The organism is Priestia megaterium (assembly GCF_023824195.1).
Taxonomy (GTDB): Bacteria; Bacillota; Bacilli; order Bacillales; family Bacillaceae_H; genus Priestia; species Priestia megaterium_D.
Map to the genome: position 1 here is coordinate 462,535 of NZ_CP085442.1, position 24,247 is coordinate 486,781.

Annotated in this window: 25 protein-coding genes and 1 riboswitch; of the genes, 17 read left to right on the plus strand and 8 right to left on the minus strand. The window is 37.5% G+C overall.

Going from position 1 to position 24,247, the window contains the following annotated elements; genetic code table 11:
• Nucleotides 1-101: 101 nt before the first annotated feature.
• From cls to LIS78_RS02495, 3 genes are all read left to right on the plus strand, one after another.
• Nucleotides 102-1,553, plus strand: coding sequence for a cardiolipin synthase (cls, locus tag LIS78_RS02485; protein WP_195781309.1), 1,452 nt, complete (start codon nt 102-104; stop codon nt 1,551-1,553).
• A 174-nt stretch (nt 1,554-1,727) separates the two neighbouring features.
• Nucleotides 1,728-2,219: a YflT domain-containing protein gene (locus tag LIS78_RS02490; protein ID WP_195781308.1), complete on the plus strand. Its 492-nt coding sequence runs from the start codon at nt 1,728-1,730 to the stop codon at nt 2,217-2,219.
• Between the two features lie 75 nt (nt 2,220-2,294).
• Nucleotides 2,295-2,522, plus strand: a complete 228-nt coding sequence (locus LIS78_RS02495; protein WP_013055216.1) for a hypothetical protein — start codon at nt 2,295-2,297, stop codon at nt 2,520-2,522.
• A gap of 231 nt (nt 2,523-2,753) precedes the next feature.
• Here the strand turns inward: LIS78_RS02495 and LIS78_RS02500 are convergent, their stop codons facing one another.
• Nucleotides 2,754-2,963 (minus strand): alpha/beta-type small acid-soluble spore protein, encoded by a 210-nt coding sequence (locus LIS78_RS02500; protein ID WP_016762907.1) that lies wholly within the window; start codon nt 2,961-2,963, stop codon nt 2,754-2,756.
• A gap of 177 nt (nt 2,964-3,140) precedes the next feature.
• Between LIS78_RS02500 and LIS78_RS02505 the strand changes: the two genes are divergently transcribed.
• Complete coding sequence (locus tag LIS78_RS02505; protein WP_013055218.1) at nt 3,141-4,139, plus strand: LacI family DNA-binding transcriptional regulator; 999 nt, start codon at nt 3,141-3,143, stop codon at nt 4,137-4,139.
• Nucleotides 4,140-4,202: 63 nt separating this feature from the next.
• Here LIS78_RS02505 and LIS78_RS02510 read toward each other — a convergent pair whose 3' ends face one another.
• Nucleotides 4,203-5,483, minus strand: coding sequence for an MFS transporter (locus LIS78_RS02510; RefSeq protein WP_195781307.1), 1,281 nt, complete (start codon nt 5,481-5,483; stop codon nt 4,203-4,205).
• Nucleotides 5,484-5,910: 427 nt separating this feature from the next.
• Between LIS78_RS02510 and iolG the strand changes: the two genes are divergently transcribed.
• The 7 genes from iolG (at nt 5,911) to LIS78_RS02545 (ending at nt 14,590) form a co-directional block, all read left to right on the plus strand.
• A complete protein-coding gene (gene iolG, locus LIS78_RS02515; protein WP_195781306.1) occupies nt 5,911-6,933 on the plus strand; it encodes an inositol 2-dehydrogenase in 1,023 nt (340 codons plus the stop codon).
• A gap of 80 nt (nt 6,934-7,013) precedes the next feature.
• On the plus strand, nt 7,014-8,021 hold the full coding sequence (gene iolC / locus LIS78_RS02520; RefSeq protein ID WP_209150891.1) for a 5-dehydro-2-deoxygluconokinase: 1,008 nt from the start codon (nt 7,014-7,016) through the stop codon (nt 8,019-8,021).
• A gap of 73 nt (nt 8,022-8,094) precedes the next feature.
• On the plus strand, nt 8,095-9,552 hold the full coding sequence (locus tag LIS78_RS02525; protein WP_195781304.1) for a CoA-acylating methylmalonate-semialdehyde dehydrogenase: 1,458 nt from the start codon (nt 8,095-8,097) through the stop codon (nt 9,550-9,552).
• Between the two features lie 112 nt (nt 9,553-9,664).
• Nucleotides 9,665-11,599, plus strand: a complete 1,935-nt coding sequence (gene iolD, locus LIS78_RS02530; RefSeq protein ID WP_209150892.1) for a 3D-(3,5/4)-trihydroxycyclohexane-1,2-dione acylhydrolase (decyclizing) — start codon at nt 9,665-9,667, stop codon at nt 11,597-11,599.
• An 85-nt stretch (nt 11,600-11,684) separates the two neighbouring features.
• On the plus strand, nt 11,685-12,581 hold the full coding sequence (gene iolE, locus LIS78_RS02535) for a myo-inosose-2 dehydratase (RefSeq protein WP_057240557.1): 897 nt from the start codon (nt 11,685-11,687) through the stop codon (nt 12,579-12,581).
• A gap of 60 nt (nt 12,582-12,641) precedes the next feature.
• A complete protein-coding gene (locus tag LIS78_RS02540; RefSeq protein WP_252284601.1) occupies nt 12,642-13,667 on the plus strand; it encodes a LacI family DNA-binding transcriptional regulator in 1,026 nt (341 codons plus the stop codon).
• Between the two features lie 134 nt (nt 13,668-13,801).
• Nucleotides 13,802-14,590 carry a 5-deoxy-glucuronate isomerase gene (locus LIS78_RS02545; RefSeq protein WP_209150894.1) on the plus strand — a complete coding sequence of 263 codons (789 nt, stop codon included), beginning with the start codon at nt 13,802-13,804 and terminating at the stop codon, nt 14,588-14,590.
• A 237-nt stretch (nt 14,591-14,827) separates the two neighbouring features.
• Here LIS78_RS02545 and LIS78_RS02550 read toward each other — a convergent pair whose 3' ends face one another.
• From LIS78_RS02550 to LIS78_RS02560, 3 genes are all read right to left on the minus strand, one after another.
• A complete protein-coding gene (locus LIS78_RS02550) occupies nt 14,828-15,046 on the minus strand; it encodes a hypothetical protein (protein WP_013055227.1) in 219 nt (72 codons plus the stop codon).
• 351 nt (nt 15,047-15,397) lie between these two features.
• A complete protein-coding gene (locus LIS78_RS02555) occupies nt 15,398-16,264 on the minus strand; it encodes a YitT family protein (protein WP_195781300.1) in 867 nt (288 codons plus the stop codon).
• Between the two features lie 381 nt (nt 16,265-16,645).
• On the minus strand, nt 16,646-17,056 hold the full coding sequence (locus LIS78_RS02560) for an Lrp/AsnC family transcriptional regulator (protein ID WP_252284602.1): 411 nt from the start codon (nt 17,054-17,056) through the stop codon (nt 16,646-16,648).
• Nucleotides 17,057-17,252: 196 nt separating this feature from the next.
• Nucleotides 17,253-17,297: riboswitch (PreQ1 riboswitch) on the plus strand.
• Between the two features lie 9 nt (nt 17,298-17,306).
• Between LIS78_RS02560 and LIS78_RS02565 the strand changes: the two genes are divergently transcribed.
• From LIS78_RS02565 to LIS78_RS02575, 3 genes are all read left to right on the plus strand, one after another.
• Nucleotides 17,307-17,795, plus strand: coding sequence for a QueT transporter family protein (locus LIS78_RS02565; RefSeq protein ID WP_013081607.1), 489 nt, complete (start codon nt 17,307-17,309; stop codon nt 17,793-17,795).
• 436 nt (nt 17,796-18,231) lie between these two features.
• The gene (locus tag LIS78_RS02570; protein WP_195781298.1) at nt 18,232-18,681 is read left to right on the plus strand and encodes a hypothetical protein; all 450 of its coding nucleotides are present in this window, start codon (nt 18,232-18,234) and stop codon (nt 18,679-18,681) included.
• 64 nt (nt 18,682-18,745) lie between these two features.
• Nucleotides 18,746-19,093 (plus strand): hypothetical protein, encoded by a 348-nt coding sequence (locus LIS78_RS02575; RefSeq protein WP_209150895.1) that lies wholly within the window; start codon nt 18,746-18,748, stop codon nt 19,091-19,093.
• 56 nt (nt 19,094-19,149) lie between these two features.
• On the opposite strand, the gene LIS78_RS02580 is transcribed toward LIS78_RS02575, so the two are convergent.
• Both LIS78_RS02580 and LIS78_RS02585 read right to left on the minus strand, forming a co-directional pair.
• Nucleotides 19,150-20,586, minus strand: coding sequence for a DHA2 family efflux MFS transporter permease subunit (locus tag LIS78_RS02580; RefSeq protein WP_195781297.1), 1,437 nt, complete (start codon nt 20,584-20,586; stop codon nt 19,150-19,152).
• A 21-nt stretch (nt 20,587-20,607) separates the two neighbouring features.
• Complete coding sequence (locus LIS78_RS02585; RefSeq protein ID WP_121946261.1) at nt 20,608-21,183, minus strand: TetR/AcrR family transcriptional regulator; 576 nt, start codon at nt 21,181-21,183, stop codon at nt 20,608-20,610.
• A gap of 330 nt (nt 21,184-21,513) precedes the next feature.
• Between LIS78_RS02585 and rluF the strand changes: the two genes are divergently transcribed.
• Nucleotides 21,514-22,230 carry a 23S rRNA pseudouridine(2604) synthase RluF gene (gene rluF, locus LIS78_RS02590; RefSeq protein ID WP_014461744.1) on the plus strand — a complete coding sequence of 239 codons (717 nt, stop codon included), beginning with the start codon at nt 21,514-21,516 and terminating at the stop codon, nt 22,228-22,230.
• A 37-nt stretch (nt 22,231-22,267) separates the two neighbouring features.
• Here rluF and LIS78_RS02595 read toward each other — a convergent pair whose 3' ends face one another.
• On the minus strand, nt 22,268-23,221 hold the full coding sequence (locus tag LIS78_RS02595; protein ID WP_195781296.1) for a TRM11 family SAM-dependent methyltransferase: 954 nt from the start codon (nt 23,219-23,221) through the stop codon (nt 22,268-22,270).
• A gap of 260 nt (nt 23,222-23,481) precedes the next feature.
• Between LIS78_RS02595 and LIS78_RS02600 the strand changes: the two genes are divergently transcribed.
• Both LIS78_RS02600 and LIS78_RS02605 read left to right on the plus strand, forming a co-directional pair.
• On the plus strand, nt 23,482-23,640 hold the full coding sequence (locus LIS78_RS02600; RefSeq protein ID WP_013081614.1) for a hypothetical protein: 159 nt from the start codon (nt 23,482-23,484) through the stop codon (nt 23,638-23,640).
• A 167-nt stretch (nt 23,641-23,807) separates the two neighbouring features.
• Nucleotides 23,808-24,197 carry a tautomerase family protein gene (locus LIS78_RS02605; protein ID WP_014461740.1) on the plus strand — a complete coding sequence of 130 codons (390 nt, stop codon included), beginning with the start codon at nt 23,808-23,810 and terminating at the stop codon, nt 24,195-24,197.
• The last annotated feature ends 50 nt before the right edge of the window (nt 24,198-24,247 follow it).

Here is a 24,247-nt window from a genome sequence, read left to right on the forward strand (position 1 = left end):
AAAAAGGAAGCTATCTGTGTTATGTATAGTAAAGTGAATGAGAGCGTTAAAAACGGGAATGAGTTAATAAAGCAATGCAGTAGAAAGAAAGGAGTAAAAGGATGGAATTTGCCCATATCTTTACACTAAGTGTATCCGTTGTGACAGCTATTAATATTTTATTAGCCGGTATTCTTATTTTCATCGAACGAAGAGATATAGGATCTACATGGGCGTGGCTTCTTATTTTATTTTTTATACCGATTGTCGGCTTTATTGTATATCTATTCTTTGGAAGACAGCTAAAACAGAAGAACTTTTATAAGTTATCATCTGATGAGCGGGAATATTTAAGATCTTCAGTAGATGAACAATTAAAAGAACTTAAAGCTACCCATGAATATCGAAATGATTTATTGATTCAACATAATAAACTGCTGTTCACTAATTTAAATTCTTCTAAGTCACTCGTGCGCACCGACAATGAAATTGTTATCTTTAGTGATGGTAATCAGAAATTTGATGCATTGTTTGAGGACATTCGAAATGCTAAAAAAGAAATTAATATTCAATATTATATTATTCAACGAGATAATCTCGGGGAAAAATTAAGAGATGAGCTAACAAAAAAAGCAAAAGAAGGCATAAAGGTTCGCGTTCTTTATGATGAAGTAGGATCTAGAAAAATGACGCCATCATTTTTTAAGGAGCTTATTTCATATGGCGGCGAAGCACAGGCATTTTTCCCTTCAATTCTTCGCTTAATTAATTTTCGGATCAACAATCGAAATCATCGAAAGCTTTGTATTATTGATGGTGAAGTAGCATACATAGGAGGATTTAACGTAGGAGATGAATATTTAGGGTTAGATCCAAAAATGGGTTATTGGAGAGACACTCATTTTCGCATTAAAGGAGAGTCAGTGAACGATATTCAAGGGAGATTCATTTTAGATTGGCATCAAGCAACAAAGCAGCCAATTGAACTGGAACAATTTTTGCATCGTACAGAAACTCATTCTGGAAAGGTTCCTGTACAAATTGTAGCAAGTGGGCCAAACTCGACTACCCAGCATCTGAAAAACATGTATATCTCATTGATTATGTCTGCCAAAGAAAGTGTGTACCTTCAAACGCCTTACTTTATTCCTGACGCAAGCTTTATGGATGCTTGTAAAATTGCTTTATTATCTGGAGTAGAGATTCATATTATGATTCCAAACAAACCCGATCATCCTTTTGTTTATTGGGCTACGTGGTCTCACGTAGGTGAACTGCTGACATATGGTGCGAATATTTATCTCTATGAAAAAGGCTTTTTGCATGCTAAAACAATTGTAGTAGATAATGAAGTGTCTTCTGTAGGAACGACGAATATTGATCCACGAAGTTTCAGCCTTAATTTTGAAGTGAATGCAGTTGTATATGACCAGCCTATTGCCAAAAAATTAAAGAACCTGTTTCTTGAAGATGTGCAATGCAGTTCAAAATTAACGCTCGAACGATATAAAGAGCGCTCTCTTCTTATAAAATTTAAAGAAGCGGTATCTCGCTTACTGTCACCAATTTTATAATACAAATCATTGATATCATGAAACAGACTTGAATTTTTAGATTCAAGTCTGTTATTTTATTGGTTTCTCCTTGTAAGGAGAGCTAGAGATAAAGTTAAAAAGTTTTACCAAAAAATCCAAGGGTATTAATACTATAACAAGCTAAAAAATGATAATACCTAGGAGGAATAGAAAATGACAAAAAATGTAGTAGGTACGTATGATTCAGAGGCAGCCGTTATTACAGCGATTCGAAATTTAAAAACACAGGGATATCCGGACAGTGCACTTTCTGTTTTGACAAACAGTGGTCCGCATCATGAAAATACAGAAGCGATTGAGCATTCTGCAGGAATTGATGTGCAAACAGTTGATACAGATCAACACTCAAAGCACCATCAATCCTTTATGGAGAAAATAAAAAATGCTTTTACTCCGTCTGAAGAAAAAATGGATCAAGATGTTAATCGAATCGAAAATCAATTAACCGAATATGGTGTACCTGCTGCAGAAGCTTCCTCATATGTATCTGATCTTAAAAACGGAAAAGTTTTGCTGATGGTAGACGCAGTTGAGCATGATAAACACAATTCAGCTCTAGGCCAAACAGTGACACCTGCTGAAAAATCAGCTGACCCAATGAATGAAAAAATGTTATACGGCAATCACGAAAATAAAATAAGGTAATGTTGAAGTAACTAAATGAGATAATAAAAGACTTCGTTCTTAAATAAAAGCTAGTTAACGAAAGGAAGGGGACCGATGAGAAATCTAGAAAAAACGGAATATGAACTTGACTATTTAAAACAGCAGCAAGAAGTTAATCAGGAGCTCATCAAAGTTTCACAGTCTCTTGTTGCTACGTTAAAACAGTATGAAGAAGAACCAGAGAACACAGAAGTGTTAGCTGTTCTTGCTGACTTAGAAGGTCAGCAAGAACAACTTAAAGCAAAGACCGAAAAGATATCTAAAGAGCTTGCACATTTATAAAGTGAGATAAAAGAAGTTCCTATAAAAGGAACTTCTTTTTATGTTTTATCATAAACAATCTATTGTGAGAGAAAGAGAACCTTATATAACGGGATGTGAACGTTATGGGGATAGTGGTTTTGTTTTAGATACATATAGAGGAGAAGAAACGCGATAAGAGATTATGTAAAAATTGGAAAAGGAAGAACGGTCATTCGCTCTTCCTCCAGCCGTATTGCTTATGATAGTGATTTAGAAACGTCCGCCGCCAAGTTGCTGTTCAGCCATTTGCACAAGGCGTTTTGTGATTTCGCCGCCTACTGAGCCGTTTGCGCGTGCAGTTGTGTCAGGACCAAGAGTTACGCCAAATTCGCTAGCGATCTCATATTTCATTTGATCGATTGCTTGTTGAGCACCGTGTACTGCTAATTCGTTGCTGCTCTTATTTCTGCTGTTTGCCATCATAATCAACTCCTTTTATAAGGTTAAGATTATGATTTGATTAATAGATAGTTTTTATACATAAAATAAAAAAATTTTTTCAAGGACTTATAGAATATGCTTATGGTAATATATAAAACGATTGAATGCTTTCGTGATAAAATAAAGGAAGAGATCACGAAGAAAGGAACAGTGAAAGTGAAACCAACCATTTACGATGTTGCGAAAAAAGCAGGGGTATCGATAGCCACTGTATCCAAAGTAATCAATCAGACAGGCCGTATTAGTGAAAAAACGATAAAAAAAGTGAATGAAGTAATGATGGAATTAGATTATCAGCCTAGCAGTGTCGCAGCGGCGTTAACAGGAAAAAAGACATACACGATTGGTGTTCTAGTTCCTGATATCTCTAATCCTTTTTTTGCAGAGGTAGCAAGAGCTTTTGAGAATAGTGCTAGAGCAGCGGGATACACGCTTTTTTTATGCAGTACAGATCATCAAACTGCGCGCGAGCATGAATATATAGATCTTTTATTTAAAAAACAAGTAGATGGAATCATTATCGCAACCGAACTAAATGATACGAAGCTCGTAAAGAAAATTGTGAAGCATGATGTACCGCTTGTATTGTTTTCAGTTGACCATCCTTCTATCTCAACGCATGTAGTGACAATTGATAACGTTCGCGGAGGATATATCGCAGGTACGTATTTAATAGAAAAAGGTCATCAATCGGTAACGATTATGACTGAAAAAGATAGGAAAAGCAGTGAAGGGCGATTAGCGGGTTTTAAGCAAGCACTCACAGAAGCAAATTTGTCACTAGAAAATCAGTCCATTATCAGCTGTTATTCAACAGTAGAAGATAGCAGAAGAGCAAGTAAACAGCTGCTTTCCTTGCCTAACAGGCCAACAGCAGTCTTTGCATGTACAGATCTAATTGGGGTATCGCTCATAAACGAGGCAAGGAAGCAGGGGCTTTCGATCCCAGGAGATCTGTCGGTAATTGGATTCGATAATACGATTTATGCCGATATTGCTGAGCCGGGTTTGACAACGATTGAACAACCCATTTCTCAGATGGCTACTAGTACGTTTGAACAGCTGTTAAAGTCTATGAAAAAAGAAGAGCATGCGAAACAGCGAGTAACGATTATTCCCGAACTAGTAGAACGTGCGTCAGTAAAAAAGTTATAAAGTAGAGAAAATAAAAAAGCTGCAGGTGTTGAGGCACCTGCAGCTTTTTCTGCTTAAGCATATTTATAGAGAGACCGGACTTTTGACTTCGTTTATTGTTTCGCCTTTAATAGTTGTCTCTGTTGGAATCGTAAGGAAACCAGTTAGAAAAGCACCAAAGAAGTATAAGCAAGCAAAGATCCAAATCACACCGCCCGTGCCCAAAAGACCAATGAAAACGGTCACAATTAAAGGGCCTACAAAAGCAGAAAGTCCAGATCCTAGGTTCAACACAGACATTGCGGCTCCTTTATTCTCAGGAGCTAAAGAAGGCACTAACGCTGTAAGAGGAACATATCCTGCTAGTGTTGCACCGTAACAGCATGCGACAATCATCATCACCCAATAATTATGTCCGACGAATTGCGGTACATAGTAAAGAGCAAGTGTTACAATCCCGCATCCAACTCCGCCGAACCATTTGATTGTATTTACCCAGCCGAACTTATCTCCAACAATACCAAAAATAATATTAAAAGCCATATTCACAAAAAACAATGTGCCCCAGATCTGCAACCATTCACTCATCGTAAAATCATGTTTCATCATGTAGGTTGGCAAGAAAACAACAAATCCAAATTGAGCAGCAGAGTTAATAATCTTTACGATTCCTCCGATGCCTACTTTAGGGTTCTCAAATGCGATTGTAATCCCTTTCATTAATTCTTTTGTTTTATTATCGTTTACTTTTTGAACGGTAAACTTGTCTTTATTCATAATAATTGAAAAGACGCCACCAATCAAAACAAAAAGCAAACCACTCCACAAAGTAGCGATTTCGCCGATTTTAGGAACCATGTAACTGGAGTAAAAGGCTCCGATTACGCTTAAACCAAGCTGGAAGACAAACCAAAACCAGCCTACTGCTTTTGAAAGCATTTCCTGAGGCGTGCGGTAAGACACCCAGACCAAGAAGGAGTAGGCAAATAAAGGGTAACCAAATCCTCTAAGAGCATAACAAATTAATATAATTGTGTAATTCATAATATGAAGTCCTAAACCTATAAATCCGATTGAACCAATAATAAAGGATATCAAGCCGAATGCCATTGCTTTTCTAGGACCCCACAATTGAACCAGTACGCCGGAGAACCAGGAAGAAACAGAGACCGTAATGCCGTAAACAGTAAACAGTAAAGCAGCATGTTCAATGGTTAAACCTCTTTCTACAAGATAAGGAGATAACCATCCTTGTTCTAAGCCATCGCCAATCATAAAAACAATAATACCTATGTATCCCCACGTTAAATGAGAAGGGATCCCAATCCTGTCTAAAGCCGTTTTTCTGGAAATAAATTCATTCATTTTTTCACACCACCAGATCGATTATTTTGTGTAAAACATCAAACTAATTTGGTTAAGCGCTTAATCTATTTGATAAAAGTATACGCTTACATTTTTTGAACGTCAATTAAAATTTTAAATATATATAATTTTCAATTAAATAATTTCAACCATAAAAATATTGGTGCTTAAGGTAATAATCACTGAATTTATGATAAAAATACTTAAATATAGAGAATTTCTTTATGTTTTAGCGATAAATAGATAAAAAAATAAAAATAGTTTTTATATACGTTTAGATGGTTGAAAAACAAATATTCTAAATAATCTATAAAAATCGTTTGCATTTTAGACAACGTTATGTATAATTGAAATCAGGAAAGCGCTTAACCAATAATTAAGGTTTGAGCGAATGTTTTCTTAACTTTTAATTAAAGGGGAAAATAAGATGGGAATTCTTACAATTGGAATAATTGGTGCTGGACGCATAGGGAAATTACACGTTGATAATTTAAAATTAATGCCACAAATAAAAATTAAAGCGGTTTCAGACGTGGTAGTAGATCATTTACATGAGTGGGCTGCAAATAAAGAAATTTCGACGTTAACAACAAATTATCAAGATTTATTAGCTGATTCAGAGATTGATGCCGTTTTCATTTGTTCGCCAACGAATACGCACGCATCGATTATTAAAGAAGCTGCTCGAGCGAAAAAACATATTTTCTGTGAAAAGCCCGTTAGTTTTTCAGTAGAAGAAACAATCCAAGCGTTAGAAGTAGTAAAAGAACATGGCGTACAGCTTCAAGTTGGCTTTAACCGACGCTTTGATCCCAACTTTAAAAAAGTGCATGATCTTGTACAGCAAGGAGAAGTAGGACAGCCGCACATTCTAAAAATTACGTCTAGAGATCCCCAGCCGCCGAGTCCGGAATATGTTCGCGCTTCAGGAGGGCTGTTCATGGATATGATGATTCATGATTTTGATATGGCTCGTTATGTAATGGGCAGCGAAGTGGTAGAAGTATCAGCTTATGGCACGACGCTCATCGATCCTGCTATTGAAGAAGCGGGAGATATAGATACAGCCATTGTGTCATTAAAATTTGCAAATGGAGCTTTAGGTGTAATTGATAACAGTCGTCAGGCTGTCTACGGTTACGATCAGCGCCTTGAAGTTTTTGGTGAAAAAGGTGCAGCTGCCGCTGACAATTGCCGTCCTACTACAGTAGAGATATCAACAGGCGAAAGCGTAGTCAAAGAGAAGCCGCTGTATTTCTTTCTTGAGCGCTATACACAAGCGTACATAGATGAAGTAACACAGTTTGCAAGAGCAATTATGGAAAATCAAAGCGTTATTTGTACAGGGAACGATGGGTTACAAGCAGAACGAATTGCTAAAGCAGCAAAAGAATCTTTACTATCAGGGCAGCCAGTAAAGATTGAACATAAAAAATATGCAGTGAATTAATGACGATAAACCTGGGGTGAAAGAAAATAAATTATTCTTTCTACCCTTTTAGGAAAGCGCTTAACTAAGGAGGGATAAAGATGAATCCACTTATTTTTAAAGAAAATCGTGGGTTAGATTTCATCGCTGTTGGCCGCTTATGTATTGATTTAAATGCAAATGAAACGCAGCGTCCGATGGAAGAGACTAAAACATTTACTAAATATGTAGGAGGCTCTCCAGCTAATATTGCGATTGGAGCAGCAAGACTAGGCTTAAAAACCGGTTTTATCGGAAAAGTATCAGATGATCAAATGGGACGCTTCATTACGGATTATCTGCAAAAAAATAAGATTAATACAGATAGCATTGTTATTGATAAAACGGGTGCCGTAACGGGGCTAGCTTTTACGGAAATCAAAAGTCCTACAGATTGCAGTATCTTAATGTATCGTGATAACGTAGCAGATTTAAAGCTGAGTCCTACAGAAGTATCCGAAGAATATATCAAACAGTCAAAGGCACTTTTAATATCTGGAACAGCTCTTGCGCAAAGTCCTTCTCGTGAAGCAGTGTTTTTAGCACTAGAACATGCACGCAAGCATGAAGTTGTTGTATTCTTTGATATCGATTATCGTCCATACACATGGGAATCAGAAGCTGAAACAGCGGTCTATTTTAATTTAGCCGCTGAAAAATCAGATGTAATTATCGGTACGCGAGAAGAGTTTGATATGATGGAAAAATTATTAAATTATGAAGAATCTAATGATCAAATAACAGCAGAGCGATGGTTTTCTCATCATGCTCAAATCGTCGTGATTAAGCACGGTGGAGAAGGATCTATTGCCTATACAAGAGACGGCGAATCTCACCGCGGAGGGATATTTAAAACAAAAGTTCTTAAAACGTTTGGCGCTGGTGATTCTTATGCTTCAGCCTTTATTTACGGATTGATGCAAGGGATGGAAATTCCGCAGGCAATGCGATTGGGCGGTGCTTCAGCTTCGATTGTGATTTCAAAGCACAGTTGTTCAGATGCCATGCCAACAAGTATTGAGCTCTTCAATTTTATGGAGACAGCAACGGAAGTTTTGCAGAAAGCTTAATAGATAAAGGGAAAACCTTAAGAGATTAAAGGGATAGAAGTTTATTAAAATGAGATAAAGGGAGAGATATTTTATGACACAAACAGCGGTAAAAACAGTAAAGAACTATATTGGCGGACAATGGATTGAATCAGCTACATCAAAAACAGAGCCTGTGTATAACCCAGCGACAGGTGAAATAATCGCACAGGTGCCTCTTTCTACAAAAGAAGATGTAGATCAAGCGGTGCAAGCAGCAAATGAAGCTTTCAAACGATGGGCAAAAACAGCCGTGCCTAAACGAGCACGCATTTTGTTCAAATATCAGCAGCTATTAGTAGATAACTGGGATGAATTAGCAAAGTTAGTGACAGTCGAAAACGGAAAAAGTTTTAACGAAGCGCGAGGTGAAGTGCAGCGTGGAATTGAATGCGTAGAGTTTGCTGCTGGAGCTCCTACGTTAATGATGGGTAAACAGCTTCCTGATATCGCAACAGACATTGAATCTGGCATGTACCGCTATCCAATTGGTGTAATTGGAGGAATTACGCCGTTTAATTTTCCAATGATGGTTCCTTGCTGGATGTTCCCGCTTGCGATTGCTTGCGGAAATACATTTGTGTTAAAGCCGTCTGAGCGTACACCGCTTTTAGCTGCAAGGCTAGCTGAACTGTTTGAAGAAGCTGGTTTGCCAAAAGGCGTGCTAAATATTGTAAACGGTGCTCATGACGTAGTGAATGGCCTTCTTGAACATAAGCTCGTAAAAGCTATTTCGTTTGTAGGTTCACAGCCTGTAGCTGAGTACGTGTATAAAAAAGGTACGGAAAACTTAAAACGTGTTCAAGCTTTAGCGGGTGCTAAAAACCACTCGATCGTATTAAATGATGCAGACTTGAACGTAGCAACAAAACAAATTATCGGAGCTGCTTTTGGTTCAGCAGGTGAACGTTGTATGGCAGCATCTGTTGTTACTGTACAAGAAGAAATTGCTGATCAATTGATTGAAAGATTAGTAGAAGAAGCCAACAATATTGTAATTGGCGACGGCTTAGAAGAAAACGTCTTCTTAGGACCGGTTATTCGTGAAAACCATAAAGAGCGTACGCTTAGCTACATCGAATCAGGCGTGCAAGAAGGAGCCGAGCTTATTCGTGACGGTCGCACAGACGCAGCAGTAAATGGCAACGGCTACTTTGTCGGACCAACGATTTTTGATCATGTTACGCAAGAAATGAAAATTTGGCAAGATGAAATTTTTGCACCTGTGCTGTCTATTGTACGCGTGAAAACATTAGAAGAAGCTATTGAAGTAGCTAATAACTCTCGATTTGCAAACGGTGCTTGCATTTATACAGATAGCGGTGCAAGCGTACGTGAATTCCGTGAAAATATTGAATCAGGTATGTTAGGAGTGAACGTAGGGGTACCGGCACCTATGGCATTCTTCCCATTCTCTGGTTGGAAAGATTCTTTTTATGGCGATCTTCATGCAAATGGTACAGACGGCGTGGAATTTTATACAAGAAAGAAAATGGTGACAACTCGCTGGTAAGTGATTCGTTAAAAATCGCATCTCATTTAAAAAGGAAGTATCAGGAATTAAAGATATTCCTTATGCCTCCTTTTTTAAAATCGCAATCTAGTACTAGAGGGGAGAAAGAAGCATGGAAACGATTAGAATGACGACGGCACAAGCATTAGTGAAATTTTTAAATCAGCAGTATGTTGAATTTGATGGAAAGCAGCACAAGTTTATCAAAGGGATTTTTACAATTTTTGGGCACGGGAACGTGGTAGGTCTTGGGCAAGCTTTGGAAGAAGACCCAGGAGATCTAGATGTATATCAAGGGCGCAATGAACAAGGAATGGCCAATGCAGCGATGGCTTTTGCAAAACAAAAACATCGAAAGCAGATTATGGCTTGTACATCTTCAGTGGGCCCAGGCTCAGCAAATATGGTTACAACGGCAGCCACCGCTTCAGCTAATAACATTCCAGTTTTGCTGCTTCCCGGTGATGTATTTGCAACTAGACAGCCGGATCCGGTTTTGCAGCAAATTGAACAGTCATATGATTTATCTATTTCTACAAACGATGCTTTTCGTCCAGTGAGCAAGTACTGGGATCGCGTAAGTCGACCTGAACAATTGATGACAGCTATGATTAATGCAATGCGTGTGTTAAGGAACCCTGCAGAAACGGGAGCTGTAACTATTTGTTTGCCTCAAGATGTGCAGGGAGAAGCATGGGATTTTCCAACTTATTTCTTCCAAAAGCGCGTTCACCGCATTGAGCGCCGTCTTCCGACTAAGGACAGTCTAGGCGATGCGATTCAAGTAATGAAAACAAAGAAAAAGCCAATCATTATTTGTGGAGGCGGCGTTCGGTATTCAGAAGCTGCAAAAGAGTTAAAACAATTTGCTAGCGAGTTCCACATTCCATTTGGAGAAACTCAAGCTGGGAAAAGTGCCGTCGAAAGCGACTATCGATATAATCTTGGCGGAATTGGTGTAACAGGGAATTTAGCTGCTAACACAATTGCTAGAGAAGCGGATTTAGTAATTGGAGTAGGCACGCGATTTACTGATTTTACAACAGCCTCTAAACAGCTTTTTCAACATCCCGAAGTGAAATTTCTTACCATTAACACATCTGAATTTCATGCAAATAAACTCGATGCTGTGAAGCTTGTAGCTGATGCAAAAGAAGGCCTGCTTGCTCTTAGGGAAGAGTTAACATCAATTGGCTATCAGTCTGGTTATACAACAGAAATTGCAAGTGCTAAAGACGCATGGGAAACAGAATTAGAACGTCTACATAGCATACGTTTTACTGGGGCAAATTTCATTCCAGAAATAAAAGGTCATTTAGATGAAAGCTTAGCTGAATATGCAGAATCACTTGGCACTCAATTAACGCAAACAGGAGTAATTGGAGAGGTGAATAAGCTCCTTGATGACAACTCCGTCATTGTTGGTGCAGCAGGAAGTCTTCCGGGTGACTTACAGAGAATGTGGAAGTCTAATAAACCCAATACCTATCATATGGAATATGGATATTCATGCATGGGATATGAAGTATCAGGCGCACTTGGAGTTAAGCTAGCGGAACCAGCTAAAGAAGTATACGCGATGGTTGGGGATGGAAGCTATCAAATGCTTCATTCAGAGCTCATTACAAGTCTTCAAGAAAGAAAAAAAATAAATATTTTACTATTTGATAATTCCGGTTTCGGATGCATTAACAACCTTCAAATGTCAACTGGAATGGGAAGTTTTGGAACAGAGTTTCGCTATCGAAGCGATGAAACAGGAAAGCTAAACGGGAACGTGATGAAAATTGATTTTGCAGCAAGCGCGGCAGGATACGGTGTAAAAACGTATAGCGTAAGTTCTCTTGAAGAATTAAAAACGGCGATGGCAGATGCACAAAAACAAGAGACTTCTACGCTAATTGATATTAAAGTACTGCCAAAAACTATGACAAATGGTTATGAATCATGGTGGCATGTAGGAGTAGCAGAGGTATCTGAAAATCAGCAAGTACAAGAAGCTTATAAAGATAAAGTGAAAAACCTTGAAATGGCAAGGATTTATTAAAAACCAAGAAAAAATTGCGGATGTTGAGGAGAAATATTCAGTACATGTAAAAGCGGTTTTAATTTCATATAAGGGAGAGGAAGAGATGTTCAAGGAAAATACGGTCAAACTGGGGATTGCTCCAATTGCTTGGACAAATGATGACATGCCTGAACTAGGAGCTGAAAATACATTTGAACAGTGTATCAGTGAGATGGCTTTAACCGGTTTTAAAGGAAGTGAGGTAGGAAACAAATATCCGCGAAACGTTTCCATCTTAAAAAAAGCACTATCGCTGCGGAACTTAGAAATTGCAAGTGCATGGTTTAGTACATTTTTAACGACAAAGCCGCTGGAAGAAACGGTGACTCCTTTTATTGAACATCGTGATTTTTTATACGAAATGGGAGCAAAAGTAATTGTTGTGTCTGAACAAGGGCACAGCATTCAAGGGCTGATGGATGTTCCTTTATTTAAAGAAAAGCCTGTGTTCACGCCAACAGAGTGGAGCAGACTTGCAGAAGGCCTGCACCATCTTGGGAAACTGGCACGAGAGAAAGATATGCATATTGTCTATCATCACCACATGGGAACAGGTGTACAAACAACAGAAGAAATTGAGCAGCTAATGGAGCTTACCAATCCGGAGCTTGTTTCGCTGCTATTTGATACCGGTCATCTTGTCTTTTCAGGAGAAGAACCTCTTTATATCTTAAAAAAATATCTGCACCGTATTAAGCATGTTCATTTAAAGGATATTCGTCAAGAAGTAGTTGATCGAGTCAAAGAACAAGACCTGAGCTTCTTGCAAGCGGTAAAAGAAGGAGCCTTTACTGTTCCAGGTGACGGAGCTATTGAATTTGATGAAGTATTTACTACGCTTGCCACTTCGGATTATAACGGATGGTTTGTCGTAGAAGCAGAACAAGATCCAGCCCTTGCTAATCCTTTTGAATATGCGTTAAAAGCAAGAAACTTTATTAAAGAAAAAAGCGGTCTTTAATTTCCATTGTAAAAGGTTTTACGCCTTTTATGTGCTTATGAAAGGAAAGGAGGAGAGGAAATGAAGCCAACCATTTATAGTGTGGCTGAAGAAGCAGGTGTATCAATTTCTACCGTATCAAAAGTCATTAATCAAACCGGTCATATTAGTGAAAGAACAAGACAAAAAGTAATTGAGGTTATGGCGCAGTTAAATTACCATCCAAGCGTCGTGGCATCTGCTTTAACAGGAAAGCCCACTAAAACGATTGGGCTTCTTATACCCGACATCTCCAATCCTTTTTTTGCTGACTTAGCAAGAAGCATAGAAGACCGAAGTCATGAGCGAGGCTTTCATGTGGTGATGTGCAATACCGATAACGATGCGGAAAAAGAGAAAAAGTATCTATCGCTGTTAATACGTCAGAGAATCGACGGTTTAATTGTAGCTTCTGCTTTTCGCAATGCTAATCTTTTAAAAAATATGCTTAAGCAAGATATACCGATTAGCGTTATTGCTTCAGAAATTCCTCATGTATCCGTTAATACAGTGACAGTGGATGACTACAAAGGAAGCTATTTAGCGACTGATTATTTACTGTCTTTACATCATGAAAACATTGCGATTATTACAGAAAATGCAAAAAGTAATCACGCCCGTTTAGATGCTTTTCGAGACGCTATGCAAGAAAATGGAATCATCATTTCACCTCAGCACGTTATTACGACCGAAGCAAGTATTCAAAAAGGATATGAAAGTGCTAAGCAAATTTTTTCAATGAAGGAGAAAGTGACGGCTATTTTTGCTTGTAACGATTTATTGGCTATCGGCGTTATGCAAGCTGCAAAAGAATTCAAAATTGATGTGCCGAAGGACTTATCAGTGATTGGATTTGATAATACGGTTCTTTCTACTACCATTACGCCCATGTTGACGACGGTAGCACAGCCGACAAAGGAAATGGCTGTAAACGTAGTGGATTTGCTGGTGAGAGAAATGGAATATCCAACGATGCATAAAGAACATTTGCTTCTTGAGCCAAAATTGATTACCCGGAAATCCACGGCTCCGTTACGAAGAGACGCCACAGCATCTACAAATAATTGAATACAATCAAGAATACTGCTGTTAATAAAAATTCAGCATAGTCACATATTCAAAAGAATTTATAGATTCTATAAAGAAAAAATGAGTGATTAGTAAATTCTAATTGCGCTACTACATAAAGGAGGAAGTTAAGCATGTTAGGTAAATTAGGTGAATTAAATAAAGGATATAACGTACTTACAGAAATGGCTGGTCAGCACAAAGATATGCTGATGGATATTGGGATTTATAAAATGTCCCAAGGAAAAGAGGCAACTTTACTAGACAGCAGCAATGAAACGGCTATTCTTCTACTAGAAGGAAAGGTAAAGCTAGAGTGGGAAGGCCATTCGAAAGAAATTCAGCGTCAGTCTCTTTTTGAAGAAGAGCCTTGGTGTTTGCATGTTTCGAAAAATGTGGAGGTTAAAATTACTGCGCTTGCCAATAGTGAAGTACTAGTTCAAAAAACGGATAATGAAAAAGAATTCTCATCAAAATTATATACGCCTGAAGATTGTCAAAATACAGTGGCTGGTGAAGGAGTGTGGGAAGGTACCGCTCAGCGTGTAATTCGAACAATCTTTGACTACAATAACGCTCCTTACTCTAACCTTGTTATTGGAGAAGTTATTTCTTATCCAGGAAGATGGTCGAGTTATCCCCCTCACCATCATGATCAGCCTGAAGTGTATTACTATCGTTTTGACAAGCCGCAAGGGTTTGGCTGTGCAATGGTTGGAGAAGATGCGTACCGTGTAGTTGATAATAGTTTTATTACAATTCCAGGTGAATTGGATCATCCTCAAGCAACGGCTCCCGGCTATGCAATGTATTTTTGCTGGATGATTCGCCATCTTGACAATAATCCATGGACAGACCGTATCATGGAAGAAGAGCATAAGTGGCTATTAGAGCCGGATGCAAAAATTTGGCCTGAGAAATAAAAGCCGATCCTTTATACGATGCTGAAAAAGCTCAAATAAATTATGCGTAAAATAATAGTTTATTTTTGTAAAATATGTTTTTATATGTTAAAGTATAACTTGTATTAATATTCAGGCGATGATATCGCTCTTTGCTGCAGATTCCTTTTTAGGAGTCTCTTTTTTTTGGAAACTGAAGCAAAAGATACAGACGATTCGTATATAAATTAAAAAGAAAAGGAGATAAGCGTAAGCCGCTTATCTCCTTTTCTTTTTAGCATTATCTAACGCTAAGTTCTTTTTCACTACTTTTTCTAAAGCAACTTCTACGTGAACATTTTTTTCATCGATGTCGTTCACAAGCACGACGGTTCCTTTTCGTCCTTTAATCTTTAAATCATCACCCGTAGAAGGAATATTTTCCCGCAGCTGGCTTAATAGAAGCTTTCTGTTTTCAAAAAAGTGGACAGCCACCATTTTATCTCACCTAATTTCATATGATATGTGTGATACAAAGATGTGTATATGAAATCCTTCCTATACATTATGTCGTCAATGGTGGTTTTAGAACACATTGAATAGACAATTGTTGTATCGATATATGAAATAAATAGGATGGCATAGTTATAAATCTCCTATCCTTGGACATACTTATACTACTAATCTAAAAAGGGATGTGGATGAAAATGAAGGTGGCTATCGGATTAAGTGTATTTACGGTCGTTACAGGGGCAATTGCGTTAGGGACGGTTTACTTTTTAGCAGGTATCTTTTCGTTTTTCTTAACGGTTTTTTCATAAAAAAAATCCACCAAGAGGTGGATTTTTTTTATTTAGCAGCGGCTTTTGTTTCATGAGGCGAATTGCCGATAAATCCAAATTTCCCGCCGACAACTTCTTTTACTTCGTGGATGACAATAAAAGAATTCGGGTCAATTTGCTGGATTTTCTTTTTAATTTTTAATAGCTCGTTCTTTTTAATAACAACGTAAATAATACGTTTATCTTTGTTGGCGTAGTAGCCATATCCGTAAAAGATGGTGGCTGCATTTCCAAACTCACTGGTGATAACTTGTGCTATGTCTTTGTATTGATCAGACATAATCGTCATTGCTTTTTTGTTGTGGAAACCTTCGATAACGACATCTACGATTTTGGCACAAAGATAGACAAATATAAAGGTATAGAGCATGTTATTGACGCCAATAGCAAAAACCGATGCTAAAATAATGACGCTGTCCATGTAGAACATGCTTTTAGAGATATTATAGCCTTTTGTGTAGTTTAATAAATAAGCCAAAAGAGTTGTTCCACCGGTAGATCCATCCGCTATAAAAATGAGAGCCAGTCCTGTTCCCATTAGTAAGGCGCCGAATACAATTCCTAAAATCATGTCGTGAACGTGAAAGGGAATATAACTGACCAGGCCGAGGAAAACGGACGTCATGACAGCTCCTAAAATAGTATAGAGAATCGTTTTTTTTGTTAGGAATTTATAGGCTAAGGCAATAAATACAAGGTTCACGAGGAAAGTGCTGATACTTGTAGGAATATGAAATAAATAATATAAAACAAGAGCAATACCAACCGTACTGCCGTCACCTAATTTATTTGGAATAACAAAAAAATCAATCGATGCAGCAACTAAAAGCGCTCCGGCAATAATTAAAATGATGTCTTTATAGATTGTTTTCAATATGCAAACCTCCCTGATCATTAGGATATTTTCACGTGGAATTTTATTTTTACTAGTGTTTCACAAATGATGAAATAAAAAACGTCTTAGAAATTGTCTAGTTATAAAACTGATCAACTTCTAAGACGAAGAATTACGATACGTGTATAGGTCTTGATCCTGCTTTTCTATGCTTCGATGTCACCGATTATATAAACCTCTGACCGCTATGTCAACGCTATGAGAGATGTTCAACTTTTCAAAAAATAGAAGGCGGTTTCCTACATAAAAAAAGAATCCTTTGCGACGGCGCAAAGGATTTTCAAATTTATTGGAATAGGGGGAATACGTTATTAGAATTGTCATTTTCATAAATTAATATACCTCTATTTTCAAAAAAAATTATTTGTTAATGACGATTGAAAGTTTGTAATTCACATGCTGATTTAGCTCTGTCAAAAAATCATTTAGTTCTTCATTTGAATGAAATTTGCATTCTAGTAAGTAGCAGCCATCGCCGCTGATTTTAAAGTTGTTGATAACGTACTCCTGCTGACTTTCTAAAAATGAGAGGTACGGGTGATGATGAAGACTCTGCTTATAGATATTTAAAAATGCATGGATGGTGTAGCCGAGTTTTCGTTCATCAATGTTAATTGTATAGCCTTTGATAATGCCTTCATCTTCTAACTTTAATACTCTAGCAGAAGCGGCTTGTCCGGTTAGATGCACTTTTTCTCCTAATTCTTTCATCTTCATACGTCCATTTTTTGATAACTCTTCTAGTATGCGCTTATCTGTATTATCTAACATCGCTACAAATCCTTTCGTATTTCAAATCAAAAGGGTTAACTATTTGATGTCACCTATGTATACTGATACGTCTTCTATTTTATACTAAAGAAAAGTAAGAAAAAAGAGCAGTCAATATGCAAGATATAGAAAGCAGCAGTAGTTTGTAAACAGCTAGATTGACGAAAGCTTAAGCTTGCTGTATGATTCTTTGAGTGTTTACGTGGTTCGTAACCATCCCACGTTAAAAAACTAAGGAGAGAATAGTAAGATGAATATAAGAACACTTTGCGTCAACGGTCTTTTAGCTGCTATGTATATTGCTGTCAGCATGCTAATTCAGCCGTTTGGCTTCACCAATATCCAATTTCGTATATCGGAAATGTTCAATCACTTAATTGTGTTTAATAAAAAGTACGTGTACGGCATTGTGCTAGGAGTATTTCTGACGAATTTGTTTTTTTCACCAATGGTCGCTTATGACCTGGTGTTTGGGGTAGGGCAATCTGTGCTATCGTTACTCATTACCATTTTTTCTATGCGCTACATTAAAAACATGTGGGCTCGTATGCTTGTTAATACACTTGTGTTTACGTTTACAATGTTTATTATTGCGTTTGAACTGCACTTAGCATTTGATTTACCATTTTTCTTTACATGGTTAACAACGGCTGTTGGTGAGTTCATTGTTATGCTTGTTGGAGCACCAATTATGGCGGCAATTAATAAACGTGTACAATTTAATAAGCTAGTTGGATAAAAAAGGATGTGGCTGTGATAAATCTCACAGCCACATCCTTTTTTCTTTGTTATTCTATAGGTGTAGTGATAAACCCCTTATTATTGAAGAGCTTTTCACGCATGGACAAATTACCCATATCTAGCATGTAAAAAGAGCAGGTCGCGTTTGCGTTCTGCTCTTTTTGCGTAAGGCAATAGGAAGTATTCGGTTAGATTATTTTGAAAGAAGGAGTGATAAATCTCACAGCGCATTCTTTTTTCTTTTGTTACGATATATATATAGTTGGCAAACTCCTTATCGAAAAGTTTTTCGCACAACAACACATTACCTATGCGTAGCAATTAAAAAAGCAGACCGATGACGGTTTGCTTTTTTAATTGTATTTTTACCATTAAATAACTTTTTTGAGTTATAGTTGTAAAATAACCTTTGTTACTAGAGAGGGGATTATTTTTTGAATAGAAAGTTAGGAATTCTTGTTTTATTAGCGTTAGCCATCTTATTTTCCGGGTGTTCAAAAGAAGAAGTAAAAGCTCCTTTAAGAGAACTAGAAAAGATACATATTAACGTAATCAAAGAACAAAAGATGAAGCGAGGGATTTCATATGAGATGGAATTAGTAAACAAGAGCGATTTGACCATCAAACAAAACAATGTCTTTTTATCCTATCCTTTAAAAATGAAAAACGGTTATTCTGAAAATAAATTTAAGGTGTTAGCAGAAGGTAATAAATTAAATATTAAGCCAAAACAAAAAGTGAAGTTAACGGCATTTCTTCCTTATAAAGGGATTAATAAAGAAGCGTTAGTTATTGATGAGCCTGACGTAAAGTGCATAGGGTATTGGAATAAAATTGATGACTACCATCAATTTTCTTTTGGAGGATCCTTGAAGCAAAAATAATATATAACTATTTGTTAAATGGTGGAACTGAGCGTGAGGGATTGATAAAGGCGGTGAATGAACAGTGAGTGTAGACACGGATAAATTAGTTAGCTTCTTTATTTTATGGGGAACACCCGCTACTTTTAGTGTAGTAGAGTACTTTAAACTGAGTAAAGCTGAAAAAAAAGAAGCTATACGAGACTTAACATCTGTAAAATCTATTGTAACAACAGGATTTATATTGACAGGAGGAGTTATGGCGAGTTTAGGTAGAGTATTATCTCTGCTGCCTCTGCAAGTTATAGGTACTTCTATTTTAGCTATTGGTGGTATTGTGAGCGCTATTGAAGCATGGAAAACAGAAAGAAAGAAAAGTATTGTTATCCTTGTTTTCATAGTATCTATGATTGCTCTTACATTTGTAATATAAATTCTGCATGTAACAAGAGCTGCTCAAATCATGAGCAGCTCTTGTTAGTTTCTTATCTATTGTGTTTCAAGCTGCTGATCTTTTTTCTTTAATGTAAGAGCGAGCAGGAACGAGACGACGGCGAAAGCGATGGCTACATAATAGACGGTATGAACTCCGCTTGTCATACTTTTTATTTGTAACAGCGTTTTATTCGTTTCATTTGATTGTTGAATAAAGTGCTGAGAAGCCATGGTCATGATGCTTGTATACAAAGCGGGACCAATCGCGCCTGAAACTTGGTTAATCGTATTTGAAATGGCTGAACCGTGAGCGTGAAGCGGTTTTGGTACTTGATTTAAAGCAAGCGTCATCACGGGCCCGATGCTTAAACCTACGCCAATTGTAAAGGCTGCGTATAAGATGGCTGCAGTCGTCGTGCTTGTTCCGCTTGAAATAGTAGTGAACAAACTTAAGATAATTGTTAAAAGGACTAAGCCCGTTAAAAGCAGCGGTTTAAATCCAATTTTATCAAACAAACGCCCTCCGACCATAGCTGTTAGAGCCAACGTTACTCCTCCTGGAAGCATAAGAAAACCTGTTTGCAAAGGAGACAGTCCCGCAGCCGTTTGGAAATAAAGCGGCAAAATTAACATCATTGAAAACTGAATCATCATAATGAGAAACATTAAAAAAATAGATCTTGAAAATACAGATGACCTAAAAGGCTTCATATTAATCATGGGAGAATTCAGTTTGGTTTGCTGTCTGACAAATAAGGCAAGAGCTACAACGCCAATGATGAGCGTAAGCCATACAATAGGATTACTCCATCCAGTCTCTTCACCAGCTGCGCTAAATCCATAAACAACTCCTCCAAATCCAATTGTAGAAAGAATAACAGACGGAATGTGAATCGTTGGTCTAGATGTTTCAGAAACGTTACTGAGTTTGAAAAGAGCAAATAGGAAGATAAGCGCCGCTGCAATTAAAAGACCTAGAAATATAATTCGCCATGAATAATATTGAATAATTAATCCTGAAAGAACCGGTCCTATTGCGGGTGCAAATAAAATAGCTACGCTAAAAATACCCATTACAGTGCCGCGTTTGCTAACAGGCACGAGTGTTAACATTGTGCTCATCACAAGAGGTAAAATAATGCCTGTTCCTAATGCTTGAATCATACGTCCGACAAAAAGTAGAGAAAACCATGGAGTGATAAAGCCAATGAAGGACCCAATTAAGTAAAAACTCATAGCTGTCACAAACAGCTGTCTTAACGTAAATCGTTGAATTAAAAAAGCAGACACCGGGACGGATATGCCAATCACAAGCATATATCCGGTAGTTAACCATTGAGCTGAGCTCGTCCTAACGTGAAAATCTGAAATGATACTTGGCAAGGCCACGTTCATGACCGTTTCACTAATTAAGCATAAAAAATTTCCTAAAATCAAAATGAAAAGGATAAGCTTACTTCGTGTACTCATTTTTTCTTCTGTTTGTGTCATAAGTGACCTCCTTTTACTAAATTAGTTTTTATTTGCAAACAGCTTGCCAATTTGGTCAGCTGCAATTTGCATAGGGACTGTACTATTTTTAGTTAATGAAAGAGTATAAGCACCTTCAATCCAAGACTGTATAGCTGAACCTAGCTGTCTTGCTTCCTCTTGTTCATAACCCGAACAAACTAACTTATCTGCATAAACTTGCTCCCACTCGTTATACACGGCTTCACAGGCCATACGAAGCGTTTCGTTTGATGACCATACTTCACTCGACATAGCAGCGAGAGAGATATCCGCTTCATTTTCCACTTGTTCAAACATTCGATCAGCCATCAGTTTTATATGATATTGAATAGCTGACGCGGCATCTTCATGAGAAGCGAGGGATTTTTCAATATAAGCTTTGACTCTTTCTCCCGTTTTTTGAATAGCTTCTTTTGCTAATTGTTGTTTTCCATCCGGAAAATAATAATAAATAGATCCTCTCGGAGCGCTGCTTTCTTTTGTAATTTGACTTAGACTGGTGGCGTGATAGCCTTTTTTGCGAAAAAGTTTAGCAGCAGCGCTTAAAATTTTTTCTTTTGAATTGGTTGGTTCCATGAAAACAGCTCCCTAATATAATTACTAGTTGATCGGTCAGTATAATGGTAGCAACTCTATACTGATCAGTCAATCCAGACGTCTAGGTCTTGTATATAAGTGAAGATTGATGCAAGTTTCACAGGTGTAAGCATTGATTGAAATGTTAAGAATAAGGTTACAAAGTATTTTGGACCTATACTTCTATTACTGTTAAAAAAATATGATTAAGTAATGAAATTAAAAGAAGACGAGAAGCGTATAGCATGTTACGATAGGGACGGTATAGAAATTGGCATATGTCTGTTTCTAATAGAAGAGACAAATTTTAAAATTTTTAAATGTAAGGTTGTGATTCACCTGAGACTGAATAAATTTATTAGCGAATCTGGAAAGGCGTCAAGACGCGGGGCAGATAAGTTAATTAGTGAAGGAAGAGTAACCGTTAATGGAAAGGTTGCAAAAATCGGAGATCAAGTTAAGCCTGGCGATGATATTCGAGTAAGCGGCCAACAGCTTCGGATTGCTCGAAATAATGTATATATTGCGCTTAATAAACCAGTCGGCATTACAAGTACGAGTGAAAAAAAAGTAAAGGGAAACATCATCGATTTAGTCAATCACCCTTTGCGTATTCATCATGTCGGACGGCTTGATAAGGATTCAGACGGCTTAATTTTACTTACAAATGACGGCGATATTATTAATGAAATTTTACGTGCAGAAAACAAGCATGAAAAAGAATATATTGTTGCAGTAGATAAGCCGATTACACCAGAGTTTATCAAAAACATGTCTGAGGGAGTAAAAATTTTAGGCACAAAAACGCTTCCTTGTAAAGTGACACAGCTGTCTAAGTATGAGTTTCAAATTATTTTAACACAGGGTTTAAATCGTCAAATTCGCCGTATGTGTGAAGTGCTCGGATATGAAGTATACCGCCTTCAGCGCACGCGTATTATGAATATCCATTTAAACAACTTACCTGTTGGGCAATGGAGAGATTTAACGAAAAAAGAGCGTACGCAGCTATTCAAAGAATTAGACTATGAACCTAAAGAGTGGTAAATCAAAAGACACCAGCCTGTTAGACTGGTGTCTTTTTTTATTCGCATACAACTACTTGTCTAGAAAATACGCTTTTGCGCGCTACGCAGCGATCTGAAATAGAAAAGCCAGCTTCATAAATCATATGGTCAATCGTATCTACTGTAATCACGACTACTTTATCCGCAAAGCGGCGAGCGTGTTTTAAAATAGAAAGCTGATCTTCAGGCGTCGCGTGGGTGTAGAGATTGTAAGGCATGTCGATGATAGCTACATCATAGTGAGTTGTAACGTCCGAAATCGGTCCAGTTTTGACATCACCGCTTAAGCCGAAATGCGCAATATTTTCACGAGATCCGTCGGTCACAAGTGGATTGATATCGCGTCCTACAATATCAATGCCCATTGAAAGTGCTTCTACAAGGACTGTACCGATACCACAGCATGGATCGATCGCTTTGATTCCTTCAGGGTTTGGAACGGCAATGTTAGCTACAGCTCTTGCAAGGCGGGTACTGAGTGCTGTAGAGTATTCACGCGGTTTCTTCAAATGATGCAGCCATACAGCTTCGCTTTTTTGATATTTCCCAAAATACCAGCGTCCTTCAAATGGAACAATGCCAAACAAATGGTCAGGGTTATGCAAGTCTGCTTCTGCTACAAAATGCCAACCCACATCACGTTCAATAGCACGCTGACCTTTATAACTTATTTTTTGATCTTTTTCCAAGTCATTAATTTTCATGAAAATGAGTTTAAATGTTTTGTCTCCAAGGTCAATATCTTCTACTTGCTTACAAATATCTGCAAGGTCATCTGATTCATACATAATATCTAATCGCTCTTTGATAAAAGGGCTTCTGCTTGGATCAAGTTTAACGGCACTTTTTATGATAGGTTTCTCAGTTTCAATTTCAAAAAGAGAGCGTCTCTCTAATTGACATAGTGAGAATTCCTCTTCGCTGCATGCGTATGTGTAGATATACTGAGGCAGCTGCGTATGGTTATTCAATATCGTATCATCCTTTATCGTATCTAATTATCCTTCTTCTCAAACAATAGCGAGAAAAGAAGAGAAAAGCAACGAATTTAAATATATTTGGCCGTGAATACTAAATTGAAGCGCTACATAGTCCACTTATTTGACAAAACATGCTAAAATAACTGGTGATAACCTGCATGTGCTGCTGTTTATACAAAAGAACTGGATCAAGGTTTCTCAAAAATCATTTACACACTGCTGACATTTTGATGAATAGGAGAGGCTACGTGATGTCTAAAAGTGATCATGAAAAGCAACAGATGAGTCGGGCTGATATGAAAAAACAAGCCAAAACATCCTCGCAAAACCTTGTGATGAACGTACTCATTGCTATTGTATCTGTATGTATTTTAGCTCTTATTATAAATATTTTTGTACTAATGAAATGAGCCGTTATGCTGCTCATTTCTTTTTATTAGGTTCAGCTTTTATTGAAGCGTTTGAGGTCTCTTTCACTAGAGAACACATTGTGAATAGCATATCTTTTTTTTACAAATGATAGTTGTGATATGATGAAGCAATAATACATTAGACAAAAAGCTGGAGGTTACTTAGTATGCCATTACTTAGATTTGATGTAATAGAAGGAAGAGATGAAAAAGAGTTAAAAACATTACTAGACGCTACTCACCGAGCGATGCTAGAAGCCTTTGGCGTCCCAGAACGCGATCGTTATCAAATTGTTCATCAGCATCCTGCTCATGAAATGATTATTGAAGATACAGGTCTAGGTTTTGAGAGAAGCAAGGATTTGGTTATTATAAGTGTAACGAGCAAACAGCGAACAGAAGAGCAAAAGCAAGCTCTTTACAGATTAATTGTAAAAGAGCTTGGAGAGAGCTGTGGCATTCAGCCAAACGACATTATGATTTCGATTGTTGAAAACGGTAATGCTGACTGGAGCTTTGGCATGGGAGAAGCTCAATTCTTAACTGGGAAATTATAAAACGGTTTATTATCTAGAGAAGCCCTTATTTCTAAGGGCTTTTTCTCATT

Bases quoted from the DNA above. Each gene is read 5' to 3' on its own strand.
- cls (WP_195781309.1), top strand. From the start codon at position 102: ATGGAATTTGCCCATATCTTTACACTAAGTGTATCCGTTGTGACAGCT.
- LIS78_RS02490 (WP_195781308.1), top strand. From the start codon at position 1,728: ATGACAAAAAATGTAGTAGGTACGTATGATTCAGAGGCAGCCGTTATT.
- LIS78_RS02495 (WP_013055216.1), top strand. From the start codon at position 2,295: ATGAGAAATCTAGAAAAAACGGAATATGAACTTGACTATTTAAAACAG.
- LIS78_RS02500 (WP_016762907.1), bottom strand. From the start codon at position 2,963: ATGGCAAACAGCAGAAATAAGAGCAGCAACGAATTAGCAGTACACGGT.
- LIS78_RS02510 (WP_195781307.1), bottom strand. From the start codon at position 5,483: ATGAATGAATTTATTTCCAGAAAAACGGCTTTAGACAGGATTGGGATC.
- iolG (WP_195781306.1), top strand. From the start codon at position 5,911: ATGGGAATTCTTACAATTGGAATAATTGGTGCTGGACGCATAGGGAAA.
- iolC (WP_209150891.1), top strand. From the start codon at position 7,014: ATGAATCCACTTATTTTTAAAGAAAATCGTGGGTTAGATTTCATCGCT.
- LIS78_RS02525 (WP_195781304.1), top strand. From the start codon at position 8,095: ATGACACAAACAGCGGTAAAAACAGTAAAGAACTATATTGGCGGACAA.
- iolD (WP_209150892.1), top strand. From the start codon at position 9,665: ATGGAAACGATTAGAATGACGACGGCACAAGCATTAGTGAAATTTTTA.
- iolE (WP_057240557.1), top strand. From the start codon at position 11,685: ATGTTCAAGGAAAATACGGTCAAACTGGGGATTGCTCCAATTGCTTGG.
- LIS78_RS02540 (WP_252284601.1), top strand. From the start codon at position 12,642: ATGAAGCCAACCATTTATAGTGTGGCTGAAGAAGCAGGTGTATCAATT.
- LIS78_RS02545 (WP_209150894.1), top strand. From the start codon at position 13,802: ATGTTAGGTAAATTAGGTGAATTAAATAAAGGATATAACGTACTTACA.
- LIS78_RS02550 (WP_013055227.1), bottom strand. From the start codon at position 15,046: ATGGTGGCTGTCCACTTTTTTGAAAACAGAAAGCTTCTATTAAGCCAG.
- LIS78_RS02560 (WP_252284602.1), bottom strand. From the start codon at position 17,056: ATGTTAGATAATACAGATAAGCGCATACTAGAAGAGTTATCAAAAAAT.
- LIS78_RS02565 (WP_013081607.1), top strand. From the start codon at position 17,307: ATGAATATAAGAACACTTTGCGTCAACGGTCTTTTAGCTGCTATGTAT.
- LIS78_RS02580 (WP_195781297.1), bottom strand. From the start codon at position 20,586: ATGACACAAACAGAAGAAAAAATGAGTACACGAAGTAAGCTTATCCTT.
- LIS78_RS02585 (WP_121946261.1), bottom strand. From the start codon at position 21,183: ATGGAACCAACCAATTCAAAAGAAAAAATTTTAAGCGCTGCTGCTAAA.
- LIS78_RS02600 (WP_013081614.1), top strand. From the start codon at position 23,482: ATGTCTAAAAGTGATCATGAAAAGCAACAGATGAGTCGGGCTGATATG.
- LIS78_RS02605 (WP_014461740.1), top strand. From the start codon at position 23,808: ATGCCATTACTTAGATTTGATGTAATAGAAGGAAGAGATGAAAAAGAG.